General features: G+C 51.0%; 28 protein-coding genes and 2 tRNA genes. 15 read left to right on the plus strand and 15 right to left on the minus strand.

The window, feature by feature from the left end; genetic code table 11:
* Nucleotides 1-112: 112 nt before the first annotated feature.
* The 14 genes from ACW73I_RS20840 (at nt 113) to ACW73I_RS20905 (ending at nt 11963) form a co-directional block, all read left to right on the plus strand.
* Nucleotides 113-352: a hypothetical protein gene (locus ACW73I_RS20840; protein ID WP_458031455.1), complete on the plus strand. Its 240-nt coding sequence runs from the start codon at nt 113-115 to the stop codon at nt 350-352.
* Nucleotides 353-841: 489 nt separating this feature from the next.
* Nucleotides 842-2146, plus strand: coding sequence for a tyrosine-type recombinase/integrase (locus tag ACW73I_RS20845; protein WP_458031432.1), 1305 nt, complete (start codon nt 842-844; stop codon nt 2144-2146).
* A 97-nt stretch (nt 2147-2243) separates the two neighbouring features.
* Entirely contained in the window at nt 2244-2780 is a 537-nt protein-coding gene (locus ACW73I_RS20850; protein WP_458031433.1) for a hypothetical protein, read from the plus strand.
* A 78-nt stretch (nt 2781-2858) separates the two neighbouring features.
* Entirely contained in the window at nt 2859-3125 is a 267-nt protein-coding gene (locus ACW73I_RS20855) for a helix-turn-helix transcriptional regulator (protein WP_458031434.1), read from the plus strand.
* Entirely contained in the window at nt 3116-3367 is a 252-nt protein-coding gene (locus tag ACW73I_RS20860) for a hypothetical protein (RefSeq protein WP_458031435.1), read from the plus strand. The genes ACW73I_RS20855 and ACW73I_RS20860 overlap by 10 nt, the downstream gene beginning before the upstream one ends.
* The gene (locus tag ACW73I_RS20865) at nt 3364-3867 is read left to right on the plus strand and encodes a hypothetical protein (protein WP_458031436.1); all 504 of its coding nucleotides are present in this window, start codon (nt 3364-3366) and stop codon (nt 3865-3867) included. Before ACW73I_RS20860 ends, ACW73I_RS20865 begins: the two co-directional genes overlap by 4 nt.
* Nucleotides 3860-6094 (plus strand): bifunctional DNA primase/polymerase, encoded by a 2235-nt coding sequence (locus ACW73I_RS20870; protein ID WP_458031437.1) that lies wholly within the window; start codon nt 3860-3862, stop codon nt 6092-6094. The genes ACW73I_RS20865 and ACW73I_RS20870 overlap by 8 nt, the downstream gene beginning before the upstream one ends.
* Before the next feature lie 471 nt (nt 6095-6565).
* Nucleotides 6566-7105 (plus strand): hypothetical protein, encoded by a 540-nt coding sequence (locus tag ACW73I_RS20875; protein ID WP_458031438.1) that lies wholly within the window; start codon nt 6566-6568, stop codon nt 7103-7105.
* Nucleotides 7095-9077: a phage terminase large subunit family protein gene (locus tag ACW73I_RS20880; RefSeq protein WP_458031439.1), complete on the plus strand. Its 1983-nt coding sequence runs from the start codon at nt 7095-7097 to the stop codon at nt 9075-9077. The genes ACW73I_RS20875 and ACW73I_RS20880 overlap by 11 nt, the downstream gene beginning before the upstream one ends.
* Before the next feature lie 10 nt (nt 9078-9087).
* Entirely contained in the window at nt 9088-9432 is a 345-nt protein-coding gene (locus ACW73I_RS20885; protein WP_458031440.1) for a hypothetical protein, read from the plus strand.
* Nucleotides 9433-9505: 73 nt separating this feature from the next.
* A complete protein-coding gene (locus ACW73I_RS20890; protein ID WP_458031441.1) occupies nt 9506-9979 on the plus strand; it encodes a hypothetical protein in 474 nt (157 codons plus the stop codon).
* Nucleotides 9979-10548, plus strand: coding sequence for a hypothetical protein (locus ACW73I_RS20895; protein ID WP_458031442.1), 570 nt, complete (start codon nt 9979-9981; stop codon nt 10546-10548). The genes ACW73I_RS20890 and ACW73I_RS20895 overlap by 1 nt, the downstream gene beginning before the upstream one ends.
* 3 nt (nt 10549-10551) lie before the next feature.
* Nucleotides 10552-11013: a hypothetical protein gene (locus ACW73I_RS20900; protein ID WP_458031443.1), complete on the plus strand. Its 462-nt coding sequence runs from the start codon at nt 10552-10554 to the stop codon at nt 11011-11013.
* On the plus strand, nt 11010-11963 hold the full coding sequence (locus ACW73I_RS20905) for a S49 family peptidase (RefSeq protein ID WP_458031444.1): 954 nt from the start codon (nt 11010-11012) through the stop codon (nt 11961-11963). The genes ACW73I_RS20900 and ACW73I_RS20905 overlap by 4 nt, the downstream gene beginning before the upstream one ends.
* A 705-nt stretch (nt 11964-12668) precedes the next feature.
* On the opposite strand, the gene ACW73I_RS20910 is transcribed toward ACW73I_RS20905, so the two are convergent.
* The 11 genes from ACW73I_RS20910 to ACW73I_RS20960 form a co-directional block, all read right to left on the minus strand.
* Nucleotides 12669-12745: transfer RNA gene (locus ACW73I_RS20910), tRNA-Pro, on the minus strand.
* 68 nt (nt 12746-12813) lie between these two features.
* Entirely contained in the window at nt 12814-13167 is a 354-nt protein-coding gene (locus ACW73I_RS20915) for a MerR family transcriptional regulator (protein ID WP_458031445.1), read from the minus strand.
* The gene (ihfA, locus tag ACW73I_RS20920; RefSeq protein WP_013818384.1) at nt 13151-13447 is read right to left on the minus strand and encodes an integration host factor subunit alpha; all 297 of its coding nucleotides are present in this window, start codon (nt 13445-13447) and stop codon (nt 13151-13153) included. The genes ACW73I_RS20915 and ihfA overlap by 17 nt, the downstream gene beginning before the upstream one ends.
* 2 nt (nt 13448-13449) lie before the next feature.
* Nucleotides 13450-15825, minus strand: a complete 2376-nt coding sequence (gene pheT / locus ACW73I_RS20925) for a phenylalanine--tRNA ligase subunit beta (RefSeq protein WP_458031446.1) — start codon at nt 15823-15825, stop codon at nt 13450-13452.
* 14 nt (nt 15826-15839) lie between these two features.
* Nucleotides 15840-16859 carry a phenylalanine--tRNA ligase subunit alpha gene (gene pheS / locus ACW73I_RS20930; RefSeq protein ID WP_458031447.1) on the minus strand — a complete coding sequence of 340 codons (1020 nt, stop codon included), beginning with the start codon at nt 16857-16859 and terminating at the stop codon, nt 15840-15842.
* 135 nt (nt 16860-16994) lie between these two features.
* On the minus strand, nt 16995-17357 hold the full coding sequence (gene rplT / locus ACW73I_RS20935; protein WP_458031448.1) for a 50S ribosomal protein L20: 363 nt from the start codon (nt 17355-17357) through the stop codon (nt 16995-16997).
* Nucleotides 17358-17383: 26 nt separating this feature from the next.
* A complete protein-coding gene (rpmI, locus tag ACW73I_RS20940) occupies nt 17384-17581 on the minus strand; it encodes a 50S ribosomal protein L35 (protein WP_458031449.1) in 198 nt (65 codons plus the stop codon).
* Nucleotides 17582-17787: 206 nt separating this feature from the next.
* Nucleotides 17788-18312 (minus strand): translation initiation factor IF-3, encoded by a 525-nt coding sequence (infC, locus tag ACW73I_RS20945; RefSeq protein WP_458031456.1) that lies wholly within the window; start codon nt 18310-18312, stop codon nt 17788-17790.
* Nucleotides 18313-18334: 22 nt separating this feature from the next.
* Nucleotides 18335-20242: a threonine--tRNA ligase gene (gene thrS / locus ACW73I_RS20950; RefSeq protein ID WP_458031450.1), complete on the minus strand. Its 1908-nt coding sequence runs from the start codon at nt 20240-20242 to the stop codon at nt 18335-18337.
* Nucleotides 20243-20292: 50 nt separating this feature from the next.
* Nucleotides 20293-20369, minus strand: a tRNA-Val gene (locus ACW73I_RS20955).
* A 154-nt stretch (nt 20370-20523) separates the two neighbouring features.
* The gene (locus ACW73I_RS20960) at nt 20524-20952 is read right to left on the minus strand and encodes a hypothetical protein (protein WP_458031451.1); all 429 of its coding nucleotides are present in this window, start codon (nt 20950-20952) and stop codon (nt 20524-20526) included.
* A 508-nt stretch (nt 20953-21460) separates the two neighbouring features.
* On the opposite strand from ACW73I_RS20960, the gene ACW73I_RS20965 reads away from it, so the two are divergent.
* Complete coding sequence (locus ACW73I_RS20965) at nt 21461-21652, plus strand: hypothetical protein (RefSeq protein WP_458031452.1); 192 nt, start codon at nt 21461-21463, stop codon at nt 21650-21652.
* A gap of 232 nt (nt 21653-21884) precedes the next feature.
* Here ACW73I_RS20965 and tnpA (ACW73I_RS20970) read toward each other — a convergent pair whose 3' ends face one another.
* The 4 genes from tnpA (ACW73I_RS20970) to tnpA (ACW73I_RS20985) all read right to left on the minus strand — a co-directional run bounded on the left by tnpA (ACW73I_RS20970) (nt 21885) and on the right by tnpA (ACW73I_RS20985) (nt 24392).
* Entirely contained in the window at nt 21885-21962 is a 78-nt protein-coding gene (tnpA, locus tag ACW73I_RS20970) for an IS66 family insertion sequence element accessory protein TnpA (RefSeq protein ID WP_458031457.1), read from the minus strand.
* 117 nt (nt 21963-22079) lie between these two features.
* Nucleotides 22080-23693 carry an IS66 family transposase gene (gene tnpC, locus ACW73I_RS20975; protein ID WP_458031458.1) on the minus strand — a complete coding sequence of 538 codons (1614 nt, stop codon included), beginning with the start codon at nt 23691-23693 and terminating at the stop codon, nt 22080-22082.
* A gap of 73 nt (nt 23694-23766) precedes the next feature.
* Nucleotides 23767-24117, minus strand: a complete 351-nt coding sequence (tnpB, locus tag ACW73I_RS20980; protein WP_458031453.1) for an IS66 family insertion sequence element accessory protein TnpB — start codon at nt 24115-24117, stop codon at nt 23767-23769.
* Complete coding sequence (tnpA, locus tag ACW73I_RS20985) at nt 24105-24392, minus strand: IS66 family insertion sequence element accessory protein TnpA (protein ID WP_458031454.1); 288 nt, start codon at nt 24390-24392, stop codon at nt 24105-24107. The genes tnpB and tnpA (ACW73I_RS20985) overlap by 13 nt, the downstream gene beginning before the upstream one ends.
* Nucleotides 24393-24573: the final 181 nt, after the last annotated feature.

The following is a 24573-nucleotide window of genomic DNA, read 5'->3' on the forward strand; positions in this document are numbered from 1 at the left end:
GCGCATTGGGAGGCCAATAAAGCCGAAATTAAATCCGGGCAAAGCAATTCCGAGTTTTTGCCACTAAAAACCTGTCAAGCTTTCTGTTCCGCTCAATGCCGATGCCATGGCTATGCTTAAATGCCAACAAGGCAAGCACAATACCTACGTGTTTACTTTCGTAGGCGAGCCTGTTAAAAAGGCCGGCGGCAAGGCATGGCGAAAAGCGTTAAAACGCGCAGAAATTGAAGATTTCCGCCGGCATGACTTACGGCATACCTGGGCAAGCTGGAACCCCTTTAAACGTGTTACAAGAACTTGGGGGATGGGCAAGTTACGACATGGTTTTGAGATATGCTCATTTGTCGAGTGAGCACCTTAAAGCCCATGCTGGGAACTCAAAACTAGTTGTGACAAAAATACTACACTTCGAAAAAAGAGCGTAGCTAAAAACAACGTAACTTATTAATTTAATTGGTCGGGACGGCGGGATTTGAACCCACTACCACTTGCCCCCAAGACCGGTAAAGACCGATTTCAGACAATCTCAAGCAATCTCACATCAAGCTATATTTAGCTTTTTAATCATTAACTTATAAGTTTTTCTTGTCTCATACAGTCCCGCATGATCTAATCATTGTCTCGTGCAATCGCGCGAATTTGGTACCCCGAATGGTACCCCGAAAAAAGCCAAAAAATTTAAAAAAAATGGAAAAGTTACCCAAAGGCTGAAGTTAAAAGCGCTCATTTTCGGGGTACCACTCCAGGTACAAATTTTAAAAGTGGGTTGAAAAGTTCATACCGAATTTTTTCTGAATTAATCACTGGCGGCACGGTACCCCGGAAACCTGGACAAGTAATCATGGCAAAGAACAAACTTACGGATTTGGTCTACCGAAAAATAAAGCCAACCGACAAAGAACAACAAATCTCCGATGGCGACAATCTTTATCTAAGAGTGCGCCCAGCTGCGGATGGCGGCGCTATTTCGTTCAGATACCGGTATAGGATAGAAGGCAAGCAAAAATGGATAACTCTAAAGGCGACAACGTTAGCTAAAGCGAGAACAGAAAGGGATAATTACGCATCGATGCTAAAAGAAGGCATCGACCCAGCTGCGGAAGCCAAGTTGATAGCCGAACGCAACCGCGCGGCGCAATTGGCCGAGCAAGAAGCCTTGGCCAAACAACAAGCCCTTATCAGCGTAAACACCCTATTCGAGCGTTGGGAATGCACCGACATTGCCGGCCGCAAAGATTTAGCGGAAATCCAGCGCATGTTTAAAAAAGATGTATTGCCTATTATCGGCGGGCTGGCTGTTGGCGAAGTTCGAAAAGGCCACATTACCGATGTGATCGACCGCATCAAACAGCGTGGTTCCAAATCGACCTCCAGGAACGTGCTAAAGCTCATGCGGCAAATGTTCAAGTTTGCGCTAGACCGGGACATTATCGAATATGACCCGACCGCAAGCCTGAACGTGGCCAAAGTCACGACCAAATACACCGAGCGCGACCGGGTATTGTCCGAAGATGAAGTCAGGCTATTAAATTTGAAAATGCCGGATGCCAATTTCATGCCTTCGACCGAATGCGCCATCTGGATCATGCTGTCGACGCTTTGCCGGGTGGGCGAACTGAGCAAGGCCGAATGGAAGCATATCGATTTCGAAGCCAGAACATTTTTCATTCCGAAGGAAACCGCCAAAAACGGCAAAGCTCATACCATAGCCTTATCGGATTTTGCCTTAGCGCAATTCGAGCGCCTGGCGCAATTCAAAACATCCGACCGATGGTTGTATCCGAACACGTCCAAAAACAATCATGTTTGTGAAAAGTCCATCACCAAACAGATTGACGGCCGGCAGAATCAGACCGTTTATTCCTGTCGAACCAAACACAATCAAGCGTTAGCGATGCCGGGCGGCAAATGGACGCCTCACGATTTACGGCGCACAGGCGCCACCATGATGGGTAATTTGGGCGTTCATGGCGATGTGATCGAAAAATGTTTGAACCATACCGAAGCCAATACCTTAAAGCGGGTTTACCAGCATCAAGAACTGAAAGCCGAACAGGCCGAAGCATGGCGGCTGTTGGGTGAGCGCTTGGCATTGTTGGCCGAAAACAGTAGCAATGTCGTTACGTTTCCGAAACGCGCGGTATAATCGAATTTGACCCGCTAGGCTTAGCGGCTGAGAGCTGGAATCGTCAACCAGCTGCGGGTCAATCCTCATTGACGACTAGCACTTTGACGAGGTGTTGATGTCTGGTAATGATTGGCAACTCAGATGGATTAAGTACAAATATTTCAAGGAAAACAATTTAAAGTATTTAGTTGATTTATTGCGCAGCAAAAAAACAATTAGCGACGGTACGCGGGATTTTATTGCAGATATTTTGACAGGCGATAACAAGCGTAGGAAAGGTCGTACGGCAAATCTTAGGCTTGATCTATTTTACGATTATGAAAAATGCCTTAAAACTGGAATGACGTACGAACAGGCGGATGAAGATTTATCGCATTATTACCCAGAAAACAATAAAGGTTTCGGTAGCTTCACAAAAAACTATCAGCGAATGAAGCCCGTAATTGAAGAAATAAGGAAGTTCGCTATTGAAATTGCCCGAAACAAGGAAGAGCTCTATTTTTTAGTAGGAGATGAGGGTCTTAACTTTAAACATAGAGTGGAAAAAGGTATGCCTATTTCAATAGATGATGAGGTGACCATTTTTATTGCGTTCTATAGCTTATCGGAAGATGAAAAAGATTACTGGCGGAATAAACTTGGACAGAAATAAATAATTGTGTCCATGACAACCTAAAGCATATGTGAATAATAAGGCACCATGTTTTAACCAATCCCATGAGGAATAAACATGGCGCATGCAACAACATCACGAAATCGCCAACTTTGGCGCATTCAAAAAGTCCAAACTTATATCCCACTAGCCCGGGCGACTCTTTACAGGCACGTCAAAGGGGGATTGCTCACCAAGCCAATTTCAATTGGTGGCGAACGTGTGGCTTGGCCCTCGGATGAGGTCGAAGCTATCCGGGATGCCCGCATAGCCGGCAAAACCGATGCTGATATTAAAAAACTCGTGGCCGAACTGCACGAAGCGCGGGGTGCATCATGCCACTAAAAGCTAACGTTGATCTTTCACATCGTTTAGAACCGATCAGTTTTTACGACAATATCGCTCCAGCGTTACAACGTGCCGCCGCAATCGCCGATTTGTTGGAGGTAGCTACTGATACCAGCAGTTTCGACGCATTTGAACCGAAAACGATCAAATACGCATCCCAGGCAATCCGCATGGAATTAGCCGACGTCAAGGCAATGCTTGAGGCGTATGACCTTCTGGCCAAAGGGGGGGCTGAATGATCCGTAACACCTCTAACGCGTTGCGGCGTTTATTTGACGCGCAAAAATCCCAAATGAGCGATGAAGAGTTCGAATGGTTCGCGGGCTTTGATGATTTTATCGCATGTCAGGCCGATAATATGGGATGCACGCTTAGTTTGCTATCAATGATACTGGCCGGTAACAAACAGGATCATCCGGCCGCCATCGATCTAAGCTATATCCTTTACGCACTCGCATCGCAGGCTGAAACGATATCTGCGTTGACCTACATCAACTCGGAGGCAGCTTATCAGTCAGGCGAGAGAAAAAATCCAAACGAAACCCTCATTTTGCGCGCTATCGAGGCCTTCGACGCCGAGGGGCTCGATATATCACCGCGCGGCCTATCCAAGTTAAATGCAACGACCACACAAATGACAGTCGACGAGGTTATCCGGCAAATTTCGCCACGAGATTACGACGTCGGCATCAGTGATATCCAAATACAACGGCTGCGCGATCATTTAATCAATGGATAAGGTTGAATGGATTGTCCAAGCGCGGCTATATGTCGTGCTGGGCTGGCCTGTGCTGCCTTTGCATACGATTACAGATGATGGTCAATGCAGTTGTGGAAGTAGCAATTGCAGGACACCTGGCAAGCATCCCCGCACTAAAGGCGGATTAAAAGACGCAACGACCGATAAAAACGCCTTGGCCAGCTGGTACCGCGATTGGCCGAAAGCGAATATCGGCATCGTGACCGGCAAAGTTTCGGGCGTATTCGTGTTGGATATCGATCCGAAAAACGGCGGTTTCGATTCTTTGGACGCGATCGAGGCCGAACACGGCAAGGTGCCTGACGATGTTTTGCAAATCACCGGTTCCGGCGGTCGTCACTATTTGTTCAAGTATGCCGGGCCGATGTGTCGAAATACGACCAACCTTTGGCCAGGTATCGACACGCGCGGCGATGGTGGTTATATCGTCGTTGCACCGTCTAATCACATTAGCGGTAAAGTTTATTTTTGGGATTCCGAAGACGATCAATTAACCGCCGCGATATTGCCCGAGGTGCCGCGCTGGTTGCTTGATAAGCTGGCCACCAAGGGTATGGCAAAGCAAACCAAACAGGACACCGATAAGAGGCTTGGCGATGACGATGTTAAGCGTATTCGGGCCGCGTTGCGTTATGTGTCCGATGTTGATGATCGTGACACCTGGCGAACGGTAGGTATGGCTTTACATTCGACCGGGGCCGGCAACCAAGCTTATGCCCTTTGGTGTGAATGGTCCGAACAGTCGGAAAAATTCGATACTAAAGATCAACGCCGTGTGTGGGGCTCATTTAAACCCGGCGGCGGCATTCAATTGGCTACGCTGTTCGGCATGGCAAAGGAACATGGGTATGTGCCGCCGGAACCCAAGCGACCACCTGAGCCGCCTTTGTCGGTTTATGAACAAGAGGCCTCGAAACAATCAGCAAAAGATACTGGCAAGCGGAAAACCAAACGCAAGCCCAATTCCCCGCGTATCGATCAAGCGGCGGTTTCCGATCAGTTGCAGCGATACGTTTTTCTGAAGAGTAACAATAAAATCTTCGATACGGTGACGCGGCTGGAACTGAGCCGGGAAGGCTTCGACGGCGCGTTTATGCACGTTTTACCGGATGCCAAGCCGTCGGCGGTTTTTTTGAAAAATCCGGCGTCAATCAAAGTCGACGGACTGATTTATTTACCCGGTATCAACGAAAACCCGATCCGGCGCGGCGGTGCGGTGTTCTGGAATATTTGGCGCGATCCTGGCGTCGTGTTGCCGGATGAGGCTACACGGGAAGACGTCGAACCCTGGCTTGAGCATTTGCATTATTTGTATCCCGACCAAGCGGAACAAGCGCATTTATTGAACTGGATGGCAAGCACATTGCAACGGCCGCATGACAAGATAAATCATGCTTTGCTGATTGCCGGCACTAGCCGAGTGGGTAAAGACATGCTGTTAAATCCGTTGCGGTATGGTCTTGGCCAAGACAACATCTCTGAACCGCCGGCGGGCGAACTCAAAGAAACTTATACCGATTACTTGCACCATTCCAAGTTGGTCATTTTTCAAGAGATACAGCTGTTCGAAGGCTTGAACCTGGAAAACAAGCTTAAGCCAATGCTGGCGGCACCGCCGGACATGTTGCGGGTACGTTTGTTTAAGCGCGGGTTTTACGAGACACCCAATATCGTGCAAGCGATCTTCATGAGCAACTATAGGGATGCCTTGCACATTTCCGAGGGGGACGGTCGTTATTTTGCCGTGTGGACGGATGCGGAACCGATGCCCAAGGAATATTACACCGAGTTAGTTAGATGGATGGAAAACGGCGGTAATGGTTTGGTAGTGAGATGGTTGCTGGACCGCAACTTAAGCGATTTCAACTCGAAACAACCGGCACCGTTGACCCAATTTAAATCTGAACTAATGGTGACATCGAAATCACCGTTGCGTTACCAGCTCGAAGATATGATCGATAGCGGCGATTATCCGTTCAACGTCGATATTGTGCGGGCTTCCGACGTGGCCAAGGTGATGCGAGACAAGTACAGCGCCAAGAGTGTTAGTGCTGTACTCAGTGAAATCGGCTGTTTGTATCGCGAATGTAAGCGCTCTACCGGTAAGCGGGAGATGCTGCGGCTTTATGCGGTGCGCGGTTTGGTGGAGTGGGAGCAGTTATCGATGCTCAAATGGGTGGATGAGTATGACGCGCGGAAAGATTAGTCACCACGTCATCGGATTATTGAGCGTAAAAGAGACGTATTCGATGACGCCTCAACCTCACGGATACCAAAGGTTAGATGGCAATCCGTCATCACGTCATCATATTATTTTTAAATATTTATATATAGACGAAAGCACCTATAACAAACCGCGGCAGGGTGACGAAAAAACCACGCAACCAAGAGCAAAGTCTGAAAAATGCGATGACTTGATGACGGATTGCCCTCTGGGCCACGTCTGGCGCGGTCTAGAGGCGTCATCATATTTCAAAAAATGGCGGAATCCGTCATCGTATGCGGTGACGGAATTCTTACCGGTGGATTTGGATAGACGAACACTGTCAAAGCCATGTAAGCCAGGGTCCTTCCAGGGAAAAAAGGGTACGGGAGATTCGGGCCCCGAGCTTTCGCTAGCGGCTGGGCTGTGATGGTGTTTCAATAGACGTCTCAAATTGAGACATAGGTGTTTCACATGGTTAAATTGATGAACAAGTCGGAATATGGCCGGCATCGTGGCGTTACTCATGCGGCTGTCAATCGCGCGGTCAAGTCGGGCCGCATATCTTTGATCGATGGCAAGATAGACCCCAATGTGGCTGATATTCAATGGGCGGCGAATACGAAAATGAAATTATCACCGGCCAACGCAAAGGCACTTCCAGTGGCAGAGCAGATTAACGCCGTACCGCAACAACAGCACACGGGCGAGGATTATCTTCATTGGAAAACCCGTCGCGAACGTGCCGAATCGATCCGGGCGGAGCAGGCTCAAGAGCTGGAAGCCGGCAACCTGGTTTACAAAGACGACACGCAGCGTGCAGCGAAAAACGCGGCGCGTATGATGCGCGACCAACTGCTATCGGTCCCGGCGCGGCTGGCTGGCGAGTTGGCGGCCATCTCCGACACGGTAGTTATCGAGCAGAAAATCCGTTCTGAACTTCGATCCGTACTGATTGGCATGGACCGGCTTCTAAAGCAAAAACCGGATGAGGTAATCGACGATGAGACTTAACGTTGCCGATGGCTATGCTTGCTTCATGGAGGCCTTCGCGGAAGGCTTGCAGCCCGATCCGGACCTATGGGTAGACGAATGGTCCGACCAATACATGATCATCCCCAAGAAGGCCGGCGCCGCCGAACCGGGGCCGTATCGTACAGACCGCACGCCATATGCCCGCGAAGTCATGCGTTGCCTTTCGCCCTTGCATCCCTGCCGCCGCGTGGTGGTCATGGGTGCATCGCAGATGCTGAAAACTCAGGTGGCGTTAAATTGGATAGGCGCGTCGATCCATCAAGCCCCGGTCAACATCTTGGCGTTATTCCCGACCGAACGGCTGGTTAAGCGCGTCTCCCACCGCATCGGCGAAACCCTCAAGGCCGTGCCCGTGCTGGATGAGCGGGTAGCGCCGCCGCGTAGCCGGGATAGCCGCAATACCATTGACGTTAAAGAATTCGACGGCGGTACCCTGCACTTGGCCACTTCCCGATCAGCGGCCAACCTGTCGGAAATTAGCTGCCGTTACGTTTACGGCGATGAGCTAGACCGCTGGGAGCTGGATGTGCAGGGTGAAGGCGATCCGATAGAGCTGGCCGAGGCGCGTACCAGTACATTCGGCTTCAACGCCAAAATCTATTTTTCCAGCTCGCCCACCATCGAAGGCCTGAGCCTGATCGATAAATTATTCAAAACCTCGGACCAACGCCGTTACTACGTACCCTGTCCGCATTGCAGCCATATGCACACGCTGGAATGGGAACGCATGCACTGGAACGACGACCTAACCCAAGCCTGGATGGTGTGCCCGGAATGCGGCGCAACCATCGAAGAAAGCCACAAGACGACTATGTTGGCCGCGGGCGAATGGCGCGCGGAAAACCCGGCGGCAAGCGGCGCCACCGTCGGTTTCACCATTAGCCAGCTGTATGCGCCGCTAGGCTGGCAAAGCTGGCCTAATTTGGTGGAAAAATACGTTAAGGCGAAACAGTCTATCGAGAAGGGCGACAAGAGCCCGATGCAAGTTTTCTATAACACGCGGCTGGCCAAATGCTTCGATGCCGCCGATGAACGTATTGCCGCCGATGCGCTGAAAAAACGCGCTAAGGATTACCCCTTGCGGTCGGTCCCTAAAAACTGCCTGGAATTGACCTGTAGCGTTGACGTACAGGGCAACCGGATTGAATACATGGTCATGGGCTGGGGCGAAGGCCTGGAGCGCTGGGTAATCGATTACGGCGCGATTATGGGCAGTCCTGCCGAAGAGGATGTTTGGACCGAACTGGATAAAATCCTGATGACGCCGTTGTACAACACTTTCGGCAAGGCCTTGGCCATCAAAGCCTGCGGTATCGATACCGGCGGCCATTATACCCAGGACGTTTACCAATACACCCGCATGCGGCGCCGGCGCAAGGTATTGGCTTTGAAAGGCTACAGTCGGCCTAATCGTCCGGTCATATCCGGCAAGCCTAGCCTGGTTGATCTGAATTGGCGCGGCCAAGTGCAAAAACACGGCGCTGAGTTGTGGATGGTCGGCACCGATACCGCCAAAGATTGGATGCTGCCGAGATGGCTGTTCAACGACGGGCCCGGCGCGATTCACTTTAGCAACCAACTGTCGGATGATTTTTACCACCAACTCACTGCCGAACGGAAATTGATCAAATACCGCAAAGGCCATGCGATTAGCGAATGGTTCAAACAACCTGGCGAGGCTAACGAGGCGCTGGACCTGTGCGTCTATAACCTGGCCATGGCGCATTTTCTTGGCCTACACAAACGACGACCTAACGAATGGGAGCGCTTGCGGGAGCAATTGCAGCCTAACCAGCAAGATATATTCAGTCTGGCCACGGCACAACCGGATTTACAGATTGCTACGATATCGGAGCAAGCTGCACCTGAACCAAGTTTGCAGGGTGGGGCAAATTTACCCAACCCGGCAAAACCGGCGGAACCAGAGCGCAAGATTTTTATTCCGGAATGAGGTGGAGCAAATGACGCCGCAAGAAAAACGCGAGGCACAACGTTATTTAATCAACGGCGAGCATATGCCATCAGTATTAAGGCAGAAACTCGCGATTTATTTGGGCAATGGCGCCGATGTATCCGGCAAAAAATCGCTTACTTATCGCGAGTCCATAGCCCGCCGCGATATGTATATCAGGCAAGCATTCAAGGTCATGGCTGGCCGACCGTACACGAAATGCAGGGAGATTGCAGACCGGGCCGCGAGCATGGATTTTGGCACCGATGAAGCGGGCTATTGGTTGCGGAAGGCATTGGATACCGGGCACCCAATCCCACGCATCAAGCGCATTTATGGCATTTGCTTAAATTGAATTTTGCCGATTGCCTATTTTTTAAGATTGAAGCATGAAATACTGAAAACATGGAAATTTATAGGATTCAAAAATGAAATTTAATCTCGAAAAATGGCAAAGGCTGCAGGATAAGAAAGCAGCGCTGCATCAAGTTTATCTAGCTGCAAGTGAGGAGTTTGACCACGCAAATCAAGCGTTTTCTCGCAGCCGCTCCTTTTTCGTTTCAAATTATCGTGGCGACATCGTCGCGCACGTCGCTGTAGCGCAAGATTACAAACTATCGCCGTCCGAGATCGATGCCAAGCTTCGGATGCTGAGAGAGGATTGGGCAAAGGCTTGTGAAAAATTCAACGTCTCCGAAGGTTGGCTTGGCCGCAATGCCTTAATCACGCTGTATGCGGAAATGCGGGAGCTTGCACGATGGCGCGAAAACAAAGAACAGGCGGCGCGGAATCAAACGGCGTTTGGCGCGTGCTTTAACGTTCTGGATGATTTCGCCAGCAAATACGGCGCGAACGACAAATCACGAATCAGCGCGGTCGCTGACACTGGAGGTTATTACTAATGGACGCATCAAAAATTAAGCAAGATTTGGAAAAAGCCCGGGCCGCATCGTTGAAGCAGCTGGACGACCTACGCGCGAAAATAGACGATTGCGCCGCCGAGCTGGATTGGCTGGAAGCCGCGCCGATGCCGCTGGCGGATGCTTTGGCCAAGATCGACATGGAGGTTAATAAATTCACAGATTCAATCGGGGTTAAGAAGTTTTTCTACAACCATGAAATCAACGTTCCCAGCGTATTCGAGACCGACATAAAGCTGAATCATCAGATGATGGACGGCGGCATTAGCTTTGCGAATGGCAGCGTAAATATTGCATCCATTTTGGTGCCCTTGTTAGGCGCCGAAACGGTCCGCCGAAGTTTGCACGACCAAGCGCGGAAAATGGTCGATGACATCGATTACGGTCCCGCCATGGCTGATCGGCCAGGGTTAAAGGATGAGGTCCGAAAACGCAAACATTCGCTCGAAGTTGAGGAAGAGCGATTGATTTGCGCGGCGGAAGAACTGGGTATGGATGGATTTTTCCGTCGACCGGATGTTGATCCAAAAATCGTTTTAATGACGGAGTAACCCATGAGCCAATCGGACACTGAGAGAAAACCTGATCCCGGCTGGCAAAAAGCAGCGGCGAAAGTCAACGCGGCTAATCAATGCCGATTGCCGGAATCGGTCGAACCGGATTTGCCCAGCGAACCCGAGATGACCGGCGAAGAGATTCGCGCGCTATTTACGGCCAACATCAACCGGAGTGCGGCGGCTAAAGCCTTTCATAAAAACCCCATTCTGGAACTGGTAAAAACCTACCCAGTTCTAGGTTCATGCGGCGGATCATCACGCGCGTTTGACCGGAACATTGAGGCCGTCAAATGCGATAAACGCTTAACCGAAAAATACAGCGAAAGGCAACTTATCGCGTTGGCGGCGGCTAAAACCTTGTTGCCGCACCTGGACTATCCACCTCAAAAATTAAGCCAGCTACACGCAGTCTGCTGCCATGCAGCCGGCTGCCCAATGCCCCAGGATGCCATCCAATGATCTTTACCGAAACCGCCTATGGCTTACCAAGGCAAACGATTGAAGGGCTTTTTGATATTGAAGCGCGTTTGCCGCGCACAGTAGCGGAAATACCGACGGCAAAAACGCAATCGCTCAAAACTGAATCCGCAACCGCTGTTATTGCGGTCGACGGCGTTTTATTCCCTAAGCCAAATTTGCTTACATGGTTCGGCTTTGGCAGTGCGTTGTCGGATATTCAATTCAGCCTCAACGCGGCGGCAGCTGATCCACAGGTAAAAAAAATCATCCTGAATTTTTCATCGCCCGGGGGCAGCGTCACCGGCGTTAACGAGCTGGCCAATCACATCAAGGCCATCAGCAAGCCAACAGTCGCTTATGTTTCCGGCATGGCCTGTAGCGCGGCCTATTGGCTGGCGGCGGCATGCGATGAGATTGTGATCGATGCCACGGCCACGTTAGGCAGTATCGGCGTAGTCGGCATATACGGCAAACCCAGTAAAAACGAAGTGGAAATCGTATCGAGCGCGGCACCGGATAAACGGCCAAACATCGAAACCGATGAGGGCCGAAAAGTGTTACTCGCTCACATTGATAGCCTGGAACAGGTGTTCATTACGTCATTAACCAAGCTTCGACCGGGACTAACCGCCGATGCCATTAAAGCCTTGCGCGGCGGCGTCAGGGTAGGCGAAAAAGCCATTCAAGCCGGCCTTGCCGATGGCCTGGGCAGTCTGCAAACCGTGTTACGCGGCCAAGCGCCGATAAAACCGGAAATAGCCGCCGTTGCCAATGACGAACAATCTGTGATGGACGGCTGGCAAAAAGCCGCTAACCGGATCAAGGCGATGAACGCCGCCAAGACCGGCCAGGCCGATATAAATGATCAAGTTTCCGATTCTGGAAAATCCGCTAATAGCGGTTGGAAATCAGCCGCCGAAAAAGTCAACGCGATGAATCGAGCTAGATAGTTTGAGACGGGCGACTCCTTACGCCTGGATGAGCGCTGACCCGGCGTTGTCTCAAAGGGTAGAGGGGCGCGGTCCGCCAATCCCAACGTCACCGGCCGTTGCCTCGATGCCGGTATTTTTAGAATCGAAGAGCCCAGTCTAGGCCCGATGAGTGAGTGAGGGGCAAACCTGGAGGCGCGATCGGCACCGGTAAGCCGATATATTACCGGGCAAGAAAGCCAGCTTAACCGCTGGTTTTTTTGTGTCCGGCGTTCACTGGCGACAAAACCATTCCTATCGCGGATCGCGTCTTAGTCTGTCACACAACCAGTGTTTCGAAATAGGAAACAATAAAATCCCTAGCTGGATTCCGTGCCAACTCTATACAGACCACGTTTTATAATGGTTATAGCCAGGCATGCAGTTTGCTATTGATCACTATTTCCTAAATCGAGCAGGACACTTTTTTACAGCTTGGTCCGATATCCAGCGAAACCGCCGCCAAGAAAGCCGACGATGGTATCGATTGAATGGTCCGCAGTGCAGACATTTACGTTTACCCAAGCCAGAAATCAAAAATGAATCCTGCATGGCGCTACCAAGGAAACCGACGGTGGTGTGGGCAATATTAGGAACAGCGCTTGAATTTGGTACCCCGAGTGGTACCCCGATAATAAAATTTTACGACTTTGTTAATCTTTGAATTTTGTAACTCATTGATTTAATTGGTCGGGACGGCGGGATTTGAACCCACGACCACTTGCCCCCCAGACAAGTGCGCTACCAGGCTGCGCTACGCCCCGATAATCTTTGAAAGATGATTGCCGTAAGCAACAAAAAGTGTAAATCTTACCATATTATTGTCAATTTGTTACTTCAGGAGCTCCAATATATCTTCAAGCTCACCTATCAGTTGATGAATGAGCTGTTTTGTACGCAAGGCATCTTCTTTCGCATTATCACTCACCAAGTGCGCTCTAGCGCCGCCTATCGTATAGCCCTGCTCGTAAAGCAAAGCACGAATCTGACGTATAAGCAAAACATCATGGCGCTGATAATAACGCCGGTTACCGCGTCGTTTAACAGGGCTAAGCTCACTGAACTCTTGCTCCCAATAACGTAACACATGCGGCTTGACCCCGCAGAGCTCGCTTACTTCGCCAATTGTGAAGTATCTTTTTGCCGGTATGACCGGCAACTCATTATTATTACTGGGTTCCAGCATAGGCTTCTACTCGGGCTTTTAGTTTTTGACCTGTTCTAAAGGTGACAACCCGACGCGGCGTAATGGGAATTTCTTCGCCCGTCTTCGGATTACGGCCGGGACGACCGCTTTTGTCACGCAGTTCGAACTTTCCGAAGCCGGAGATTTTAACCTGTTCGCCGCTTTCAAGTGAGCGTTTGATTTCTTCGAAAAAAAGTTCGACGATTTCCTTCGCTTCCCGTTTATTCAATCCCAGATCTTCGAACAGTTTTTCTGCAATATCTGCTTTTGTTAATGCCACAATCACTCCCTCAATTTTGCATTTAATTCGGTTGTTATTTTTTCCAGCAACCTGCGAAATATAGCATCAATTTCCGAGTCCGTAAGGGTTTGTTCGAAATCTTGCAATACCAGGCTCAGCGCGACGCTCTTATAGCCTTCCTCTATGCCCTTACCCTGATAGACATCGAAAATCGCGACATCCCGCACCGCCTCTTCCCGGCACGCGTAAATGCAAGCGACGATTTCGGCCGCCGACACCTGTTGCTTAATCAACAAGGCCAGATCCCGACGCACGGACGGGAATTTCGACAGCGGCTCGAATTTCGGCACCACGCGCTGCAAAACGGCGTCCTGTTCCACCTCGAACAAATACACCGGACCATCGAAGCCCAATTGCCTTTCCAGATTCGGATGCAACATGCCCAACAAGCCGACGACATTGGTATCGGCATCGAGAATCTCGGCAGTCTGACCAGGATGCAGGGCCGGATGTTGCGCCGATCTGAAACTCAATGCGCCAGCGGATAAAGCCAACAGCGCTTCGACGTCGGCTTTGACGTCGAAAAAATCGATTGCGCGCGCCGGTTCGCCCCATTGTTCGGCGTAGACATTGCCCAGGACCAGGCCGGCCAGCATTTTTTGTTGCAAGGTTTCGCCTTGTTGCCGCACGAAACGTAACCCGGTTTCGAACAGGCGCACGCGTGTTTGTTGACGATTGACGTTGTATAGCGCCGCATTCAGCAAGCCACACCACAAAGTCGTGCGCATCACCGCCATTTCGGAGGAAATCGGATTCTGAAGTCGGATAAATTCGTCGTTCGGAGCGACAGTTTTTTGCAAGACCTCATCGACGAAGCTAAAGGTAATCGCTTCTTGATAACCTCTATCCACCAGACAATCCTGCAATCTGGCCACCGGCAAACTTGCCTCGTTCGCTTTACCCAATTCAGTGCGCATCAACAGCGATCGGCTCGGCAAATTATCGTAACCGACGATACGTCCGATCTCTTCCAGCAAATCTTCTTCGATGGCGATATCGAAACGGAACCCCGGCGGTGTGATTTCCCAGCCTTCGCCGGTTTCGGCTACCTGCATGCCTAAGCCTTCGAATAAGGCGGTGATCTCAGCGTTGTCCCGGCTGATGCCGAGTACTTTTTCGACGCGCTGTTTGCGCAGACGTACAGGACTGCGCTCAGGTAAATTCGCCTCGCTAACCGCCGCACTGATAGGGCCTACACTACCGCCGGCAATTTGGACGATCAATTGAGTCGCCCGCTCGATCGCGCGCTTTTGCAATGTGAAATCGACGCCTCTTTCGAAACGGTGCGAAGAGTCGGTATGCAAACCGAAGTCGCGCGCTTTGCCTGCAATTTGGCGCGGCGTAAAGAAGGCGCACTCCAGGAATATATCCAGGGTATTCTCGGAAACCGCGCTTTCGCTACCGCCCATGACGCCGGCCAATGCCAAGGCTTGTTCTTGATCGGCGATCACCAAGGCTTCGCCGTCCAACTCGATGGTTTGATCGTTGAGCAATGCGAGGCTTTCACCTTGCCGGCTGCGACGAACCACGATAGGTGCGCTCAGCTTGGCCGCGTCGAAAGCATGCAAAGGCTGACCGAGTTCCAATAGCACATAGTTGGTGACGTCGACCACGGGACTCAAGCTGCGTACGCCCGAGCGGCGCAAGCGCTCCTGCATCCATAAAGGTGTTTCGGCGTTTTGATTGATACCCTTAATAAGCCGACCTAGATAAACCGGGCACGCATCGGCTGCGTCCACTTGGATTGGCAAGGCACCCTGATGCGCCAACGCGACCGGCGAGACCGTAATGTGTTTGAACGGCAGTTTGTTTAAAATCGCCACCTCGCGCGCCACACCTTCCACGCTGAGACAATCCGCGCGATTGGGTGTCAAACCCAATTCAATGATATTGTCGTTCAACTTTAGGTAATCGCGAATGTCTGTGCCGATCGGCGCGTCGTCCGGCAATTCCATTAATCCGCTGGCGCTGGTTGCCAAACCCAGTTCCGCTTCGGAACACAGCATGCCGAACGACGGTTCGCCGCGCAGTTTGGATTGCTTGATCTTGAAATCGCCTGGCAATACGGCACCGATCAGGGCCGCTGGGATCTTCAAGCCTGGACGCACATTGCCGGCACCGCACACGATTTGCAAAGGCTCGTCTTGACCGACGTTGACTCTGCAGACTTTGAGCTTGTCGGCATTGGGATGTTGTTCGGTGCTCAAGACCTGCGCGACGACCACGCCGCTGAATTCACCGGCGACCGGCGTTACGGCATCGACTTCCAAGCCGGCCATGGTCAGTTGGGCGACCAGTTGTTCCGTATCCACGGCCGGGTCGATCAGCTCGCGCAACCACGCTTCACTTACTTGCATGACTCAAACCACTGTTATCTAAACTGTTGAAGAAATTTAAGATCGTTCTCGAAGAACATTCTCAAATCGTTGATGCCGTAGCGCATCATCGCCAACCGCTCGACACCGGTGCCGAAGGCAAAACCCGAATAACGCTCTTGGTCGATACCGACCGATTTAAACACTTCTGGATGTATCATGCCGCAACCACCTACTTCGAGCCAGCCGGTTTGTTTGCAAACCCGGCACCCTTGGCCGTCGCACATCACGCATGACACGTCGAATTCCGCAGAGGGCTCGGTGAACGGAAAATAGGAGGGTCGAAAACGCACATCAACGTCTTTTTCGAAGAAGGCGCGCAAAAATTCGAAAATAACCCCTTTCAAGTCGCCGAAACTGACGTCGGTATCGACCAGAAATCCTTCCACCTGATGAAACATAGGCGAATGCGTCATATCCGAATCGCATCGATAAACGCGACCGGGCGCAATGACCTTCAACGGCGGTTCTTGAGATTCCATGACCCGAATCTGAACCGGTGAGGTATGGGTGCGCAATACGGTATGGGCATCGAAGTAGAACGTATCGTGCATGGCACGGGCTGGATGATGCTCGGGAATATTTAACGCGCCGAAGTTGTGATAATCGTCTTCGATTTCCGGACCCTCGGCGATCTTGAAACCGGCCTCTGAAAAAATTTTGGCTATCCTCCGCATAGTCACAGTCACCGGATGCAGGCCGGCAATGGCTTGGCCTCTACCCGGCAGGGTGACGTCGACGCATTCGGCCGCTAACCGCGCTTGCAATGCAGCGGCTTCCAGCTCAGTTTTGCGGCCTTCCAGTTCTGCCTGAAAACGGTCTTTGGCGGAGTTGATGACCTGGCCCGCGCTTTTACGCTGCTCAGGATCCATACTGCCTAAGGCCTTCATCTGTTGGGTAAACAGGCCTTTTTTACCAAGATAATGAACTCTGGCCTGATCCAGTTCGGTCAGGTCTTTTGCTGCGGCAAGCGCTTGTAATGCCTGCGTAAGAATTTCTTCGATACTAGCCGACACGACTCAGCTCACTTTATTGAATATGGGTGGGATAATAACGGGATGGTTTGTCAGCTTGACCGGTCAAAAACTCCCCACATAGGCGGGGAGTCGGTCATTTTCGCTTGCTGTTATAAGCGGTACGCAACCTTTTGGTTACGGTTTGCTTTGGTTGGCAATGGCGATTTTTGCGATTTCGCCAAATGCGTCAATATCACGTACAGCAAGGTCCGCTAATACCTTACGATCGATCGCCACGTTAGCCTTATTCAAACCATTGATCAGCCGACTATAAGAAATGCCGAACTGACGCGCTGCCGCGTTAATACGTACGATCCATAGCGCACGAAACTGACGTTTTTTCTGTTTGCGGTCGCGATATGCGTATTGGCCGGCTTTAATGACCGCCTGTTTTGCTACGCGATAAACTCGGCTACGGGCGCCATAATAGCCTTTAGCCAGTTTCAAAATCTTTTTATGTCTTGCTCTAGCGGTCACACCGCGTTTTACTCTTGCCATGATCTTCTCTCTTCAGTAAATCGTTATCAGCTATAAGGCAGCATACGCGCTACTAATGGCGTATCCGAAGCATGAAGAATGGCGGTTTTACGCAGCTGTCTTTTACGCTTGGTAGATTTTTTGGTCAAAATATGACGTTTATGCGACTGCTTGCACTTAAAACCGCCTGTACCGGTTTTCTTAAAGCGCTTGCTTGCGCCGCTATGGCTTTTCAATTTTGGCATTTGTTTTCTCCAATGAATTAAAGTTGAGTCCCTGAGATAAAAACTCCATGAGGCAAAATGCTTGGCCCCATGTAGTCTATGGCGGCTGTAAACCACCTTGACACTTCATCCTGAAACGCCAATGTTTCGCGAAATACCGATGAGTGACACGAAATAAATCGAACGTGCGTGTTATCGGCCCGGATTGACTAAATCAGCCCATACCCTTACTTTTTCTTTTTAGGCCCCATGACCATAACCATCTGCCGACCTTCCAACTTGGGGAATTGTTCTACAGAAGCTATTTCTTCAAGATCGCCTTCAATACGCTTTAATAAATCCATACCCAATTCACGATGAGACATTTCCCGCCCTTTAAAACGCACGGTAATTTTGGTCTTATCGCCATCGTTGAGGAATTTAGTCAAATTGCGAAGCTTGACCTGATAATCTCCTTCTTCGGTACCAGGCCGGAACTTGATTTCCTTAATCTGTATTTGCTTTTGTTTCTTCTTGGCAGCTTGCAGTTTTTTGCTTTGTTCAAACTGATATTTGCCATAATCCATAACCTTGCAAACGGGAGGATCGGCATTAGGCGAAATTTCGACAAGATCTAGATTTGCGTCATAGGCTGTTTGTAACGCTTCGGTTATAGAAACAACACCGATTTGTTCTCCTTCGGCGCCGATTAATCTGACTCGTCTAGCAGTGATTTCGTCGTTTAGGCGCGTTGCATCTTTTTTAGAGCTGATACCCTAATCCTCCAAGTTGTTTTTATTTTCTATCCGCAATTTGTGCTTTCAGGCGCGCTATCAGGTCCGCAGTTGTCATGCTACCTAGATCATCGCCTTGTTGAGTGCGGACGGCTACAGTTTGGTTTTCCAGTTCTTTGTCGCCGACAATCAAAAGATACGGCACACGCTGCATGGAATGTTCGCGAATTTTAAAGCCTATCTTTTCATTTCTCAAGTCAATTTTGACTCTAAGGCCTTGTTTTTCCAGTTCTCGCCGAACCTGTTCGGCATACTCCGCCTGCCGGTCGGTGATGTTCATAGCTACAGCCTGAACTGGAGCCAACCATAGCGGAAAGTTTCCGGCATGCTGCTCGATAAGAATACCAATAAAACGCTCAAGCGAGCCAAGTATGGCGCGGTGCAACATCACCGGCGCATGCCGAGCACTGTCTTCGCCAATGTAAGACGCTCCTAAGCGATCCGGCATCGAAAAATCCACCTGAATCGTCCCGCACTGCCAAACCCGGCCAATACAGTCTTTCAATGAAAACTCGATTTTCGGTCCATAGAAGGCGCCTTCGCCCGGTTGCAACTCCCAATCCAGACCTTTGGCATTTAACGCCAGCTCTAATGCCTGTTCGGCCTTATCCCAAACCTCGTCACTACCGACGCGGTTTTCCGGTCGTGTAGACAGCTTGATGATAACATCGTCGAAGCCGAAATCTTTGTAGACTTCGAACAGCAGGTCGATAAAGACCGATACCTCGGATTGAATCTGATCTTCCGTACAAAATATATGAGCATCATCCTGCACAAAATTTCGCACTCGCATCAAACCATGCAAGGTACCGGATGGCTCGTTACGATGACACGAGCCAAATTCGGCTAGGCGAATGGGCAGATCGCGATAGCTTTTAATACCTTGATTGTAAATTTGAATATGGCATGGGCAATTCATCGGCTTAACCGCGTAATCGCGACTTTCGGAATGTGTCGTAAACATCATCGCGCTGAACTTATCCCAATGGCCGGATTTTTCCCATAGACTGCGATCGACGATTTGCGGAGTTTTAACCTCGCCATAACCATTTACGCGCAGCTTTTCCCGGATATACTGTTCGACCTGCTGATAGATTGACCAGCCTTTATCGTGCCAGAACACCATACCGGGCGCTTCCTCTTGAGTATGGAATAAATCCAAGGCCTTACCGATTTTGCGATGATCGCGTTTTTCAGCCTCTTCCAAACGATGCAGATAATCGGCCAAGTCCTTCTTGTCTGCCCAAGCCGTGCCGTAGATGCGCTGCAACATTTCGTTGTTAGAATCGCCGCGCCAATACGCGCCTGCGATCTTCATCAACTTAAACGCCTTTAATCTCCCTGTACTCGGCACATGCGGACCGCGACACAAATCGGTAAATTCGCCCTGCGTGTATAACGATAAATCTTCGTTTGCCGGAATCGATGCGATGATTTCCGCCTTGTATTTCTCGCCCAGGCCCTCGAAAAAACTGACAGCGTCATCGCGCGACATTACCGATCGACTAATCTCGATATCTTGCGCCGCTAATTCCCGCATTTTCTTTTCTATGGCCGCCAGATCTTCCGGAGTAAACGAACGCTCAAAGGCGATATCGTAGTAAAAGCCATTTTCGACCACCGGTCCGATTGTAATCTGCGCGGTTGGAAACAATTGCTTCACCGCCTGCGCCAGCAAATGCGCCGTCGAATGCCGAATAACCTCGACTCCCTCTTCGTCTTTGCCGGTGATAATCTGCAACGCCGCATCACGGTCGATTTGCGTGGCGGCATCGACGAGCTTGCCATTGACTTTTCCGGCCAAAGTCGCCTTAGCCAAGCCGGAACCGATAGATTTGGCAACATCCATTACAGTAACGGCTTGTTCGAATTGACGCTGAGAACCGTCGGAAAGTGTAATTACGGGCATGTGCGATTCCACAATAAAAAAAGCACCGACGAGCGGTGCTTATTAGTCTTTGGTAGGCGCGAGTGGACTCGAACCACCGACCCCCACCATGTCAAGGTGGTGCTCTAACCAACTGAGCTACGCGCCTGAAGTCTGTCGTTCGATTCAGACATTATAGCGAATTAAGTCATATTTGCAAGATATTAATCGACCCGCCATGATAAAAATTGCGCCCCTTGTCCCCCTACTTATCGCTTCTATTATTCCGTTAACAAAGCAACACGCTTCTCGGCACTTAATAGTCATTGGACTTGATCATCCGCCGACGAGGTTTTTTCCTGGGCAGACGGGAGCGCGGTTGGTTTTTCTTTGAACAACTCTGCAACCAACTCAAGCGGCGCCGAGAAGCCGGGTAACGCTGGAATTTTCCATGCTTTTCCTATGCCACGAGATAACAAGTTATTCAACCAGGGACGATCAGAGCTCGCGTGATGAATAATAAAGCGATAGGAACCATTGTCGTTGAATACGGCAAAGTCTTCCAACACAACGTCAATCGTATTTTCTTCACCATACAATCTTGTCTGAACATACATCTTTCTAGAATCAATATCAAAATTGAAATGCAATAATTCGGCAATACCTTTAAGTACGATATTTGCAATCCAGATAACCAAGATATTCGGAGTCAGCTTTATTACAATTTTAATTAAACTTGATTTGATACTCATCGTTACCCCCTCTTTATAGTAATTTCAATAAGATACAGGCATCTTCGATTAGCGTTAGATATACTTTCCATGAGTACGGTTCGGATGATGAGGTAAAAGCCCACCCTCTACAAAATCATAGTCATCATTCTAAGCATATCCGTAATAGATAGTTGGACGAAGCCGTTAACGCGGATAAGAACCCGAGCGTCTGGTTGATCATAAAATATAGCCTCACGCCCTCATTACGAGGGAGCATTCCACGACGAATCATGGGGTTACGCGTCAATGACAACATCATCCGAATCCCCTTTCAAGTAAAACTATCAAACCCATCTTAAACACCTTAAACTCAAAGGGCTTCAGCCCAAGGCGATAGAGGCTTATACCCGTGCCATTCGCCGCGTCGGTGAGTATTTCGATGAATGCATAGACAACCTGTCCTAAGCGGCAGTTGACCGACTATTTCACAGACTTGCTGGCGTTCAGTCAAACTCGATCTGTACTGCCTTAGTTCTATTATTCCCATGTGCTGCGCAAACCCTGGGTCGCTCCCGATCTGATCAAGCCGCCGAAAGCACGTTTGTCGGATATCGTCACTGTCGAGAAACCTCAGCGTTTGTTCCAGACAAACTACACTCCCAGTTATCGGGTTTTCTTTTTCACCGTCTACGGCTTGAGCCTGCGCCTCGGCCAGGGCTTGCGGCCAACAGGCCGGTGATATCGATGCAGAACGCCCGTGTGCATATCCGCGATACCAAAAACAACCAGGATCGTCCGGTGCCTCTGCCGGCAGCAACCTTGACCTTGTTGCGCCGCTTCTGGCTGGTCCATCGTAACCCGGTACTGCTGTTTCCCAATACACGGCGGCTTGAAGGCGGCTCATCGGGCAACCACGCCGCTGGATCGCGGCGGCGTACAAACGACTCTGCGCCCGGTGGTTCAAGACCCGCTTACCAATATTCCGCTTGCGACAGACCACTGCGCTGCCATGCTTCAATATGCTGACGCCATTTCGATGTGACGGCCATAGCTTCTCCTGATCAAAAAATCATAGGATGCCGCAGGGCGAATATTTTTCACAGGTGGGACGGCTCGACGCTTAGTAAGCGCGCAACGATACCACGACTCCAGTGTACCGGCAGAAACTAATCGGCGGTAGTAAACGGCAGTAGTTCGTCGATGCGGCTGTTAGGCCAGGTAGGCAGCTTTTCCAGGGTGTCTTTTAGCCAGGCGGCCGGATCGAGACCGTTGAGCTTGGCGGTGCCGAGTAGGGTTTGAATGACGGCAGCCCGTTGGCCGGCGCGTTCGGAGCCTGCGAACAACCAATTCTTTTTGCCTAAGGCAATGGGGCGAATGCTGTTCTCGACCGGATTGTTGTCGATGGGCAGATCGCCGGTTTCGGCGTAACGCATCAAGGCAGGCCAGCGCTTCAGGCTGTAATCGATCGCTTTGGCGGTTGCGCTGTTGGAGGCCATCAGCCGTCGGGTTTTCTGCAGCCAATCGTGCAGCTCAGTTAAGGTGAACTGGCTTTTTTCGGCCCGCAGGCGTTGACGTTCTTCGATGCTCATGTCTCGGCCTTCGGCTTCAATGGCGTACAGCGTGCCGATCCGCTGCAGGGCTGCTTGCGCCACGGGGCTTTGGCTGGCTTGGAACAGGTCGAAGAACTTCCTACGCGCATGTGTCCAACACGCCAACTCGACGCAAGGATCGATCAAGCGTTGCGATTCGGGATGCACGCGGGCAGCGGCAAACAAGGCCTTATAGCCGCCATAGTCATCGACCATCAGGTGGCCGTGCCAGTTTTGCAAAAAGTGCTGTGCATGCCGGCCGCTGCGACCGGCTTGGTAGTCGAAGACGATGATCTTGGGGCCCGGTTGCAAGTCGTTGCCGCGATAGGCCCACAGATAGGCTTTTTTGGTCTTGCCGTTGCCGGGATCGAGTTGCGGCACCGGCGTTTCATCGGCATGCAGGCTATCGCGTTGCAATAAATGCCAAGCCAGGCGGTCGGCCAAGGGCTGCAAGGCCACGCCAATGCGCCCGACCCAATCGGCCAGCGTGGAGCGGGACAAGATCACGCCATCCCGCGCCGCGATTTGTTCCAGCCGATACAGTGGCAAATGATCCAGAAATTTGCAGATCATCACCCAAGTCAGCAAACCGACCGCGGCCGTGCCGCCATCGATCACGGCAGGCGGAATCGGCGCCGCCGTGATGGTTTCGCAATGCCGGCAGGCGTATTGCGGGCGAATATGCCGATGCACGAAAAACTTGGCGGGTTCGACATCCAGTTGTTCGCTAATGTCTTCGCCGATTTTGACCAGGTCCTTCCCGCACTTCCCGCAGGTGCAGGATTCCGGTTCATGACGGTGTTCGATGCGAGGAAGATGCTCGGGTAACGGCTGCCGACCGGCACGAGGGCGTTTGGGACGAGTGACCGTTTCGCAGGAACTGTCGCCCTGTAGCTGCTCGACTTCGGCTTCGATGGCCGAGATGTCGGTGTTCCAGGTTTCCTCGAACACATCGCGTTGCAACGGCGCCAGGGCTTCGCTCTTGGTACTGAAGCGGATGCGCTTGTAGTAAGCCAGTTCATGCGTCAGCGCGGCGATTTTGACGTCTTTAGCCTGAATACTGGCGTCTTTCTTTGCAAGGGTTTGCGCATCCTGCGCGGCTTGCTCGACCAACGCCTGAATCATCGCCGCGACTTGGGTTTTCGCGGCGGGATCCAGATTTAATTGATCGAGTTGGGCCAAGGGATTCATGGAGTGCATTATACCCCATTACCCCTCTGAATGCCTTGATTCTATTGGGTTTTCCGGCTTTTCGATTCTCTTTTTAAACCTGCCACTCGGCTTTGGGTGCAGCCGATAACCGCTGCCAATCGACACCCGCCACCAACCATTGCCATTGCGCTTGACTGAGCGCAAACACCGTATCATGGGTCTTAGGCCAGACAAAGCTGCCCTGATGCAATCGGCGCTGGCACAACCACACGCCATTGCCATCCCACAGCAGCAAGCGCAAGCGATTGCCCGCTCGATTGCGGAAGATGAAAGCCGAGCCAGCACAAGGCGCATGCCCCAAACTTTGCTGCACGATGGCCGACAAACCATCCAGGCCGCGCCGCATGTCCACCGCCGCCACGGCAATCCAAATGTGCGCCGGCGTGTCGATCAAGCCAGACATCGCAGCAGTTCCGCTACCCAACTCGCCGAGATCGACGCGGGCAACTCCAAACGATGACCTTGAGCATCGGTCAAGACAATGACGGCCGCCGAAGAGGGCTCAACCTGCACTGGTATCAAAGCAACCGCATCGGATTTGGGTAATTTACGATAGTCGCTCAGTCGCGCCGTGAACGTGCGCACATTGATCTGCTGCTCAGCGCAATACTCGGCTTGCGATAGCCCACTGCGCTGCCATGCTTCAATATGCTCACACCATTTCAATGTGATCGCCATGACTTCTCCTGATCAAAAAAATCACAGGATGCCGCAGACGAAATACTTTTTGTAGGTGGCGCGGATAAGCGCTTACTTTTTAAGATTCTCGAAAATTAAAAGGCAAAAAAAAGCCCGCGTCATTCGGCGGGCTTTCGAGTTTGGTGCTTGGCGATGACCTACTTTCACATGGCAACCTGCC

The sequence above is a fragment of the Methylomonas sp. MgM2 genome (genome assembly GCF_054172045.1).